Below are 10,436 nucleotides of genomic sequence, written 5' to 3'. Positions count from 1 at the left end.
CGCCGCGAGCGGGAGGAGCTGCCGCACGGCGGCGGCAAGGGGCGCAAGCCGGAAGGCTTGAGCGGGCGAGGGTGTGGTCTGGTTCATTGAGTCGTTCGTATTTCCGACGTTCGGGCGAGTCGTTTAGTGACCCATTTGGTATCAAGGGCCCAGATCATACATGCAAATGAGAATTATTCAATGTTGTGTTTTTGAAAAAATTTGCCCGATCATGTGTCGCAGCGGTTCGTTTTTTGGTGTGGGCGGATTGAGCAATGGAGGCGAGAAATGCGGTGAAAGCGGGATCGGGACGTGCGCGCAGGAAGCGGTCTGCGAGACGCGCGGACCGTGCGGCACGGCGCGTTCCAGGGCTAGCGAACTTGGGTGTGTCTCGGTAGTAAGGCGGGAGGGACGAGTCGATCTCGTATAGTAAGGATGCCGTATGAAAATACACGGTAGAACTGCCGGGAATCGGCCATTGCTGTGACGAGCACAAGCACCAAGCAGAGCGGTATCCCTGCCCGAAATCACTTGCGTGGTCGGGTGGAAATATCCGCCTTGACATGGATCGCTGTTGCAACCGCCGCATGGGATTGCGGCTTCGATTTCCCGGCTTAACGCGCGCTAAAGCTGAGCCTCAATAGCCGCCTTATCTATAACGGACCATACTTGCTCAATCTTTCCCTTCCGAAATTCATAGAAGACATTCTCTGTAAAGGAAACTTGTTTCCCGTCTACATGGAGACCAAGGAAGTTTCCTTTTGGCGTACAGTCGAAAGCCAGCCGGGCCGCTATGTAGGGCGAATCGGCCATCAGCAGCTGAATGTTGAAATAAAGGTCTGGGATTTCCCTAAAGTCTCTCTCCAGCATCTCGCGATAACCCGACAATCCGATCTGCTGACCGTTGTAGTACACGTCATCGCTAACGAACTGTTCCAGCTTCGGCCAGGCCTGCTCATTTAGGCAGGCAATGTAGTCTCGGTAGATGTTGGAGAGATCGGTTCTATTCATGGCAATTGGCCTGTCTCTTTACAACGTCCTTGCCGCAAGGCAGGACGGTTGAAGATACAACAACGCCTCGAAGATCGAGTCGGTTCCCGGCTGCCCTTCGTCGCTGTCCCGGGCAGATTTCGCTCAGGATTTCGCATCCTCGTTCTTGGCGCCGATGGCGGCAGCAAAGCGGCCTTGCACCGCGACGAGTTGGTCATCGGTGGTCGCCACCAGCCACAGACGCGCGTGCTCCACGATCAGGCGGTTGTGGTCCTTCAACGGGCCCATCGCAGTAGCGGCCTTCCAGACTACCGGGCCGATCCGGCTTTTCCTGCCCGACGGCGCGCCTACCAGCAGGCAGTAAGGTCCCAGCGCAAGCGTTATAAACGGAAGTGGCGGATTGGCGCGCACGCGCCAGTCGATAAAGGGCGTCTCGCTGATAAGGAGCGGTACGGGCAGGCCGTAAAGCACACTGAAATCGTACAACGCCAATTGCTCCCGCAGGCCGGCGTAAGTACGCCGGATGTCGTCGACGACCGCCGCGCGGATCTCGTCCTCGAACATGGGCTCCTGCGAATAGCGGGCAAAGGCCTCTTGTGCCTCCCGTTGATATGCGCTGAACAGGCCGAGTTCCACGCAGTCCTGCACTGCGCGCTGAACCTCTGCTACAGAACCGGCTTCCTCTGGCGTGCCCAACTGCGCAGCCCGCAAAAACCGCGCGAGTCCCGCGTCCAGGATCGCAGGACCATCCGCAGATACATCGTCTTTAGCGTCCTTATCAAGGGGCACGTAGATATATTTCTCGGCGGCGAAATGCGATTTCTTGCCTTCATCAAACTTGATTTCGCCATCAACGCAGTCCAGATAGCGAGTCCCAATTCGACCATGCTCCCAAACCCAATTTTTCAGGAATGGACGTAGTGGATGTAGCGTGTCGTGTTCGGCCATTGAATCCTCCAGTTGCCCCAGTATAGTTCGCGGTGCGCAGTTGAGGGGAGAGCAGATTCACTCCGCCCGCTGACACGGTTCCCCTTTGTATTGCAATGTATCTGCACAGTGCGTGTTGAAACACGCGCCTACAAAAAACAGGCCGTCCCGACACATGCGGGATACGTCCGTGCGCTTCAATACGTCGATCGAGTGTTGAGCACGCGCTCACGGAACAAGGCAACATCCGTGTTCATTGAACGAGTCACCTGTTAGGCAGTACTATTTATTTATCTTTACATAAAATGTGCATATGCACTTTAAATGAAAGCTTTAAAGATAAAACGGAAAACTCATGTCAGACAACATCCATCCTCAATCGCCGTCTCGCCGTCGTTTTGTCGGTGTGGCAGCGGCGACCGTTGCAGCGGGCTCATTGAGTCGGCTCGCTTTTGCAGAAACCGAAACGAATCAAGCGATTACTGAAGTTGCCCAATCGACGGGCGGCGACAAGACTGCCATTCGCCCACTTCGTGTACATGTCCCGGAATCGCAGCTTATCGACTTGCGGCGACGCATCGAGGCGACGAGATGGCCCGACCGTGAGACGGTCACGGATGACTCCCAAGGCGTGCCGCTCGCCATGATTCAGGAACTTGCGCGCCATTGGTCCACCGATTACGACTGGCGCAAGGTCGAAGCGAGACTGAACTCGTATCCGAATTTCCTGACCGAGATCGATGGCCTGGACATTCATTTCATCCACGTTCGTTCGAAGCATGAAAATGCGATGCCGCTTATCGTCACGCATGGCTGGCCGGGTTCGGCCATCGAGCAGTTCAAGATCATCGATCCGTTGACCAATCCCACGGCATACGGCGCGAGCGCGTCGGACGCGTTTCATCTGGTGATCCCGTCACTGCCCGGCTATGGATTTTCGGGCAAACCGACCACGACCGGCTGGGGGCCCGAGCGCACCGCACGTGCGTGGGTACAGTTGATGAAGCGCCTTGGATACGAGAAGTTCGCATCGCAAGGTGGCGACGGCGCATTTCGACGCAACGCCTGCGACGTTGGTCCTGACATGCGCTCGCTGCAAGCTTTCCATCAAAACAATGCACTGGCGTTTACGACCGTCTGCGCTAACTATTAGCACGCCCATTCTATTTTTGAGATTAAAGGGCAAGGGAAAGATCAGCGCGCGCGCTGGCATACGCCGGCGCAGTGCGGCCAATGTTGGACAGGGCGGTTGCGCTGCAGGACCGCCTTATACCGAGCCGCCACAGGTGGACATGAACGAGGAGACAGGCATGCGTTTGATCAGTCAGGGTATTTGCGGGGCCACGCTGGTTCTAGCCGCGGGCGGTGTGGCAGCCCAATCGAGTGTGACGTTGTATGGTGTGGCCGATACGTTCGTTCAGTACCTCGACAACGGTGGAGCCCATTCGTATTCCGAACGAAGCGGGGGCGCGACCGGTTCACAGTTTGGCCTGATGGGCAAAGAGGACCTGGGCGGCGGCCTGTCCGCCCAGGTCGACGTCGAAACTGGCTTCAACATCAACAACGGCTCGCTGTTCGCCGATACCACGTCGCTCTTCTATCGCCAGGCCTGGGTGGGTCTGAACGACCCGAAGTACGGTTCACTGACCATGGGACGCCAATACGAACCCAGTTTCCGCGTGGTTTATCAGGCCGATCCGTTTCGCGCGAACGAAGTCCTGTCGCCGTTTTCGGCAGCAGTCCTTGCTGTCGACCGCAAGACGCTGTCGACGCAGTACGACTCCGGCCGTGCCAGCAATTCGATCCTCTATACGTCTCCGGATATAAGTGGTTTGAAGTTCTACGGCATGTATGCGTTTTCGGCGACCGTGACCCAGCCCGTGCCGGCGACGACCGGCAATATGCTGAATCTGGGGGCGACCTATACGGGCTATGGCCTGTACGCAGGCCTCTCCTACGTCAACCAGCATTCCGGACAGGAGACCATCGCCGGCCTGCCGGGTCCACTGACCCTTCTCGGAACCGAGCACTTCATTGGCGCGCTCGCGTACCGGGTCGGCATAGTGAACTTCCAGTTCAACTATTCGTATCAGCGTGCGCAGGACCCTGCTCACGGGTCACTGGCCGCGCTGCTCGGAACGGCGCACTCACTCAGCATTGCTGAACTGGGCGCGACGATCCAGGCGACAGCGGCGGATACGATCGAGATCGCCGCCGTCCAGCGCAATGTGCGCGGCGCGCACGACAACACGCCGGGCATTCAGATCGGTGCCGATCACTCGGTGTCCAAACGCACGGCCTTCTATGTGCGCGCGGGCTATCTGAAGAACAACGGCACCGCGACCGTCAGCTGGCCGGGTGTCACGGTGAGCGAGCCGGGAACAAAGCAGATCCTGGCTACCGTGGGCATGACGCATCGCTTCTGAACGGCGTTGTGACGAACGGCCGGTCGCACTCGTCTCCATCGCCACGGTGGCTGACGCGACCGGGCCGCGCCGTATAGGTATGACCGCAACTTCATCAAAAACGCGATCGACCGCTCGTCAGGTCTGAAGAAAGACGCCGGCGGCGGTTTGACGCTTCTACGCCTCTTCCCGATTGCTTGTCCCAAGCTTGCGTTTGTCGCGCACCATCGCCCCCTCCTGAAAATCCCTCTTGCAGCGATTATTTTTTTCGAGCAAACTTGTATATACAAGTTGGCGACCGAGCAATCCACTGCTTTGCCGTGGTATCGACTGCGCACAAAGCGTCTCAGCCGCCGAGGACAGCAACCCTCATCCACCAGCGAGTTCTCCGATGAAAAGCCACAACCCACGTCCCATGCGCGCCCCGCGCGGCACCGAAATCACCTGCAAGAGCTGGCTGACCGAAGCCGCGTATCGCATGCTGCAAAACAATCTCGACCCCGAAGTGGCCGAGAATCCGGACAAGCTGGTGGTCTACGGCGGTATAGGCCGCGCGGCGCGGAACTGGGAGTGTCTCGACAAGATCCTCGAAACGCTGCAACGCCTGGAGAACGACGAATCGCTGCTCGTGCAGTCGGGCAAGCCGGTCGGTGTCTTCAAGACGCATCCCGATGCGCCGCGCGTGCTGATCGCGAACTCGAATCTCGTGCCGAAATGGGCGACGTGGGAGCACTTCAACGAACTGGACCAGAAGGGCCTGTTCATGTACGGCCAGATGACGGCGGGAAGCTGGATCTATATCGGCAGCCAGGGGATCGTGCAAGGCACGTACGAGACTTTCGTCGAAGCGGGGCGACAGCATTACAACGGTAGCTGGAAGGGCCGCTGGATCCTGACGGCGGGCCTGGGTGGCATGGGCGGCGCGCAACCGCTTGCCGCCACCATGGCAGGCGCGGTTTCGTTGAATATCGAATGCGACCAGACGCGCATCGATTTCCGTCTGCGCACGCGCTACGTGGACAAGCAGGCGAAGGATATCGACCACGCGCTCGAGTTGATCAAGCAACATACCGCCGCCGGCGATGCCATTTCCATCGCACTGCTCGGCAATGCCGCTGACGTCCTGCCGGAACTGGTCCGACGTGCGAAGGCCGGTGACATCAAGCCGGATCTCGTCACCGACCAGACCTCGTCACACGACCTGATCAACGGTTATCTGCCCACAGGCTGGAGCCTGGAAAAATGGCGCGCGGCATCGGCCGATCCGGCGCAGCACGTCGAATTGAAAGCCGCCGCACAGCGTTCGTGCGCCCAGCACGTGCAAGCCATGCTGGACTTCCACGCCATGGGCATTCCAACTGTCGACTATGGCAACAACCTGCGCCAGGTCGCGTTCGATGACGGCGTGAAGAACGCCTTCGATTTCCCCGGCTTCGTCCCGGCGTACATCCGCCCGCTCTTCTGCGAAGGCAAGGGTCCGTTCCGATGGGTGGCGCTGTCGGGCGATCCGGAAGACATCTACAAGACGGACGCCAAGCTGAAGGAACTGTTCCCGCACAACAAGGGCATGGTGCAATGGCTCGACATGGCGCGCGATCGCATCGCGTTCCAGGGTTTGCCGGCGCGAATCTGCTGGCTGGGTCTTGGCGAGCGTCACGTGGCGGGCCTTGCGTTCAATGAAATGGTGAAGAGCGGCGAATTGAAAGCGCCTATCGTGATCGGCCGCGACCACCTCGATACCGGCTCGGTTGCAAGCCCGAACCGCGAGACGGAAAGCATGAAGGACGGCACGGACGCCGTATCGGACTGGCCGCTGCTCAACGCGCTGCTCAACACGGCGGGCGGCGCGACCTGGGTCAGCCTGCATCACGGCGGCGGCGTCGGCATGGGTTACTCGCAGCATGCGGGCATGGTGATCGTCGCCGATGGCACCGACGAAGCGCACAAGCGGCTGGGCCGTGTGCTGATCAACGATTGCGCGTCGGGCGTGATGCGCCATGGCGATGCAGGCTATGAGCAAGCGATCGAGTGCGCGAAGAAGTTCGGCCTCGACTTGCCGTTCATCACCCGCTGATGCCGGAGTCGACGCGATGACCGATGCAAGCTTGCATCTCTGGCGCAACGCGCGCCTCGCTCCGGGGGCAGATCCGGCTCATGTGATCGAGAACGCGGCAATTGCGGTGCGCGCGGGCCGGATCGAATGGTTCGGCCCGGAAGCGGAACTCCCGCCCGCTTATGCGAATGCTGCGAATGCCACCGCGCACGATCTGCAAGCGCGGCTCGTGACGCCGGGTCTCGTCGATTGCCACACGCACCTTGTCTTCGCGGGCAACCGCGCCGAAGAGTTCGCGATGCGGCTCGAAGGCGCGACCTACGAAGAGGTGGCGAAGCGGGGCGGCGGCATCGTGTCGACAGTGCGCAACACCCGTGCGGCGAGCGAGGACGCACTGTTCGCGCAGTCGTTGCGCCGCCTCGACGCGTTGCTCGCCGAAGGCGTCACCGCGCTCGAGATCAAGTCGGGCTACGGCCTCGATTTACCGACCGAGCGCAAGATCCTGCGCGTGGCGCGACGGCTCGCCGCCGCGCGACCCGTGACTATTTCTACTACCTTTCTTGGCGCGCACGCGCTGCCGGCGGAATATGCGGGCCGCGCCGACGCGTACATCGACCATGTCTGCAACGACATGCTGCCGGCCTTGCATGCGGAAGGCCTCGTCGATGCCGTCGATGTCTTCTGCGAGCGGATCGCCTTCACGCTGGACCAGGCGGAACGGGTTTTCGCGGCCGCCGCGCGCCTGAACCTGCCGGTGAAGATGCACGCGGAACAACTGTCGCTAATGGGCGGCGCGCAGCTTGCCGCGAAGCATCACGCGCTGTCTGCCGATCACCTTGAATTCCTCGACGAAGACGGCGTCATCGCGATGCGCGAGGCTGGCACGGTCGCCGTGCTGTTGCCGGGCGCATTCTATTTCATCCGTGAAAAGCAACTCCCGCCGATCGACTTGCTACGCCGCCACGGCGTACCAATCGCACTCGCCACCGATAACAATCCCGGCACCTCGCCTACCACCTCGTTGCTGCTGATGTTGAACATGGGCTGCACGCTGTTCCGTTTATCGGTGGCGGAAGTGCTGGCCGGCGTGACGCGGCATGGCGCAAGGGCGCTCGGTCATCCCGATGTCGCCGGCGAAATCAAGGTCGGTGCGAAGGCTGATTTCGTCGCGTGGGAAATTGATTCGCTATCCGAACTTGCCTACTGGAGCGGCCTCGATCGCTGCGCGCTGGTCGTGCGGCATGGCGTGCCGACAATCGATAAACGGATCGCCCGATGATCGAAAACACGTTGTTTGCCCAACATGCACGTCTCGCCGATGGCTGGCGTCGCAACGTTCTTCTGCAGTGGGACGCAACCGGCACGCTGACGGCAGTGACGCCTGACAGCGTCGCGCCCGGTGGCGTCCAATACGCGGCGGGGCCGGTCATGGCCGGCATGCCGAACCTCCACTCGCACGCGTTCCAGCGCGCGATGGCGGGGCTGACCGAATATCGAGCGAATCCCGCCGATAGTTTCTGGAGTTGGCGCGAACTGATGTACCGGTTCGCCGCGCGGATCACGCCGGAGAGCATCGGCGCGATTGCGCAGTGGCTCTACATTGAAATGCTGAAGGCGGGCTATACGTCCGTTTGCGAGTTCCACTACGTGCATCACGCGCCCGACGGCCAGCGTTACGCGAACCCGGCCGAGATGGCCGAGCGCGTGGTCGATGCCGCGCAGGTGACGGGTATCGGCATGACGATGCTGCCCGTGCTGTATCAATACAGCGGCTTTGGCGCGCTCGATCCGAGAGCGGACCAGGCGCGCTTCATTCACACGCCGGAGAGTTTGCTGGCGTCGCTTGCGACCTTGCGCGACGCGCGTCCAGAAAATGGCGCGCTGCGCTATGGCGTGGCACCGCACTCGTTGCGCGCGGTATCGGCGGCGTCCTTGACGCGCTTGCTCGCCGGCCTCGACGCCGGCTTTCCCGGTGCGCCGGTGCATATCCATATCGCGGAGCAGACTGGTGAAGTCGATTCGTGCGTCGCGACTGAAGGCTCGCGTCCCGTGCGCTGGCTACTCGATCGTTTCGATGTTGATTCGCGCTGGTGCCTCGTCCACGCGACCCATGTGGACGAGAACGAAGTCCAGTCGATGGCCGCAAGCGGCGCGATCGCCGGCCTGTGCCCGACGACCGAAGCCAATCTCGGCGATGGCCTGTTCCCGGCCCACGATTTTCTCGCTGCGCAAGGGCGCTTCGGGATCGGCTCGGACAGTCACATTGCGGTCGACTGGCGCTCCGAATTGCGCCTGCTCGAATACGGCCAGCGCTTGCTTCGTCGCGAGCGCAATGTGCTTGCGTCGAGCAACGCGGTTCATGTTGCCGACTATCTCTTCGATGCCGCCGCGCTCGGCGGCGCTGCCGCGACCGGCCGCGCGGTCGGCGTGCTTGAAGCGGGTCGTCGCGCGGACTGGATCGTGCTCGACCCCGATCATCCCGCGATTGCGGGACATGGCTGCGAGGCCTGGTTGTCAGGCGTGGTGTTCTGCGAGCATGGAGAATCGCCGGTGCTGGACGTCACCGTGGGAGGTTTCAAGGTGGTTGAGGGGCGGCGCCATCGGGACGAAGAGTCAGCATTCCGGCGCTATCGCGCGACGCTTGAGGGGTTGCTTGCTTAGCGGTATTGATGTCTCCCGGTTCGCCGGGGGATTCACTGGGTTCAGGACTCGCCGTCCTGACACCGCCCCTTGCCCCCTGTCTGCCGTGACATCGATAACAGCGTAGTAGCCGATTATTACCCGCGTTCGCGGCAACGTCCGCATACTGGTCCGGTGCCAATCGAGGAGGCTGCCGATGCCAAAATTCCTGCACCTCATGATCCGTGTCGCGGATCTGGATCGGTCTATCGGGTTCTATCAAGATGCGTTCGGTATGGCCGAATCACATCGGCTCGACTTCGACGACTTTACGCTGGTCTATCTGCGCGAGCCGGAAAGCGGCGCGGAAATCGAACTGACGCTCAACAAGGGAACGGCGACGCCTTATACGCACGGTACCGGCTACGGTCACGCCGCGTTCGCCGTCGATGAAATCGAAACCTTTCGCGAGCAACTCGCGCTGCGCGGCCATCAGCCGGGCGACCTGAAAATGCTGCGACGCGGCGACACGGTCGCGGCACGCTTCTTCTTCATCACCGATCCGGACGGCTACAAAATCGAAGTCCTGGCAAAGGAGGGACACTACGTATGACCTAGACTGGACATTAGTAAAACCACAATACGAAGGAGACAAACCATGCCGAAGGCATTTTCTATCCCAGTCGTGGTCGAGACCGCTCATGTCGCGGTACACGACCCGGCACCGATCGCCGCACCCGGTCGCCGGCGATTCCTCAGAGGGTCCGCCGTGCTGTCCGGCCTGCTCGTCGCAGGCAGTCCGCTTGCGCTGCTCGCTCCAAGCCGCGCGTGGGCGCTCGATCTGACCCACGTCGATCAGCATCAGGCCGACGCAATCATGGCGCTCGCGAAGACCCTCTATCCACACAAGACGCTTCCCGATGCGGTCTACGCACTCGTTGCCAAGGACATCGACGCAAAGATGAGCGATCCGCATACTGCGGAACTCGTCAAAAACGGCGTGGCGCAACTCGATCAGGCGGCCAATGGAAACTGGCTGACCATCAGCGACGCACAGCGCTCCGCGATAGTGACAGCGCAGCAAAACGACCCATTCGTGAAGATGGTCCGGGGGCAGTGCATCACATCCCTCTACAACAACGACATGGCCTTCGCGCACTTCGGCTATCAAGGCTCATCGTTCGACAAGGGAGGCTATCTCCACCGCGGTTTCAACGACCTCGACTGGTTGCCTAACCCGCCGGCAGAAGCCAGTCCGCCCGTTGCTTGAACGTTCGCGAGGAGACAATCATGGCAAAGTTCGACTACAACGACGACTCGGTCGTCGTGATCGTCGGCTCGGGCGCAGGCGGCGGCACGCTTGCCAATGAGCTGTGTCAGAAAGGCATAAAAGTCGTGGTGCTGGAGGCAGGCAAGCGACAGTCGTCGGTGACCTTCGTCAACAACGAATGGGAGTCGTTCAC

9 protein-coding genes and 1 pseudogene are annotated in these 10,436 nt (G+C 60.7%); 8 read left to right on the top strand and 2 right to left on the bottom strand.

Going from position 1 to position 10,436, the window contains the following annotated elements; genetic code table 11:
- Positions 1-603: 603 nt before the first annotated feature.
- Complete coding sequence (locus tag WCA53_RS11365; protein ID WP_423909398.1) at positions 604-990, bottom strand: ester cyclase; 387 nt, start codon at positions 988-990, stop codon at positions 604-606.
- Positions 991-1,113: 123 nt separating this feature from the next.
- Positions 1,114-1,917, bottom strand: a complete 804-nt coding sequence (locus tag WCA53_RS11360; RefSeq protein WP_423909395.1) for a hypothetical protein — start codon at positions 1,915-1,917, stop codon at positions 1,114-1,116.
- A gap of 334 nt (positions 1,918-2,251) precedes the next feature.
- Between WCA53_RS11360 and WCA53_RS11355 the strand changes: the two are divergent.
- From WCA53_RS11355 to WCA53_RS11320, 8 genes and pseudogenes are all read left to right on the top strand, one after another.
- A pseudogene (locus WCA53_RS11355) lies at positions 2,252-2,941 on the top strand (epoxide hydrolase family protein); the annotation flags it as partial.
- A gap of 265 nt (positions 2,942-3,206) precedes the next feature.
- On the top strand, positions 3,207-4,322 hold the full coding sequence (locus WCA53_RS11350) for a porin (RefSeq protein WP_423909392.1): 1,116 nt from the start codon (positions 3,207-3,209) through the stop codon (positions 4,320-4,322).
- Positions 4,323-4,692: 370 nt separating this feature from the next.
- Positions 4,693-6,375: a urocanate hydratase gene (gene hutU / locus WCA53_RS11345; RefSeq protein ID WP_423909389.1), complete on the top strand. Its 1,683-nt coding sequence runs from the start codon at positions 4,693-4,695 to the stop codon at positions 6,373-6,375.
- Positions 6,376-6,391: 16 nt separating this feature from the next.
- On the top strand, positions 6,392-7,633 hold the full coding sequence (gene hutI / locus WCA53_RS11340; protein WP_423909385.1) for an imidazolonepropionase: 1,242 nt from the start codon (positions 6,392-6,394) through the stop codon (positions 7,631-7,633).
- Positions 7,630-9,015, top strand: a complete 1,386-nt coding sequence (locus WCA53_RS11335) for a formimidoylglutamate deiminase (RefSeq protein WP_423909381.1) — start codon at positions 7,630-7,632, stop codon at positions 9,013-9,015. Before hutI ends, WCA53_RS11335 begins: the two co-directional genes overlap by 4 nt.
- 175 nt (positions 9,016-9,190) lie before the next feature.
- Complete coding sequence (locus WCA53_RS11330; RefSeq protein ID WP_423909378.1) at positions 9,191-9,586, top strand: VOC family protein; 396 nt, start codon at positions 9,191-9,193, stop codon at positions 9,584-9,586.
- A gap of 45 nt (positions 9,587-9,631) precedes the next feature.
- Complete coding sequence (locus WCA53_RS11325) at positions 9,632-10,243, top strand: twin-arginine translocation signal domain-containing protein (protein WP_423909375.1); 612 nt, start codon at positions 9,632-9,634, stop codon at positions 10,241-10,243.
- Between the two features lie 20 nt (positions 10,244-10,263).
- Positions 10,264-10,436, top strand: a 173-nt coding sequence (locus tag WCA53_RS11320; protein ID WP_423909401.1) for an FAD-dependent monooxygenase, incomplete at its 3' end; no start/stop codon positions are given.

It is taken from the genome of Caballeronia sp. (assembly GCF_049581465.1).
In the GTDB taxonomy this organism is placed as follows: domain Bacteria; phylum Pseudomonadota; class Gammaproteobacteria; order Burkholderiales; family Burkholderiaceae; genus Caballeronia.
The sequence above is the reverse complement of the archived record's forward strand: the minus strand, read 5'-3'. Positions and strand labels throughout refer to the sequence as shown.

What these genes read in the sequence shown, in the direction of transcription:
- WCA53_RS11365 (WP_423909398.1), bottom strand. Translation starts at nt 990, where the DNA reads ATGAATAGAACCGATCTCTCCAACATCTACCGAGACTACATTGCCTGC.
- WCA53_RS11360 (WP_423909395.1), bottom strand. Translation starts at nt 1,917, where the DNA reads ATGGCCGAACACGACACGCTACATCCACTACGTCCATTCCTGAAAAAT.
- WCA53_RS11350 (WP_423909392.1), top strand. Translation starts at nt 3,207, where the DNA reads ATGCGTTTGATCAGTCAGGGTATTTGCGGGGCCACGCTGGTTCTAGCC.
- hutU (WP_423909389.1), top strand. Translation starts at nt 4,693, where the DNA reads ATGAAAAGCCACAACCCACGTCCCATGCGCGCCCCGCGCGGCACCGAA.
- hutI (WP_423909385.1), top strand. Translation starts at nt 6,392, where the DNA reads ATGACCGATGCAAGCTTGCATCTCTGGCGCAACGCGCGCCTCGCTCCG.
- WCA53_RS11335 (WP_423909381.1), top strand. Translation starts at nt 7,630, where the DNA reads ATGATCGAAAACACGTTGTTTGCCCAACATGCACGTCTCGCCGATGGC.
- WCA53_RS11330 (WP_423909378.1), top strand. Translation starts at nt 9,191, where the DNA reads ATGCCAAAATTCCTGCACCTCATGATCCGTGTCGCGGATCTGGATCGG.
- WCA53_RS11325 (WP_423909375.1), top strand. Translation starts at nt 9,632, where the DNA reads ATGCCGAAGGCATTTTCTATCCCAGTCGTGGTCGAGACCGCTCATGTC.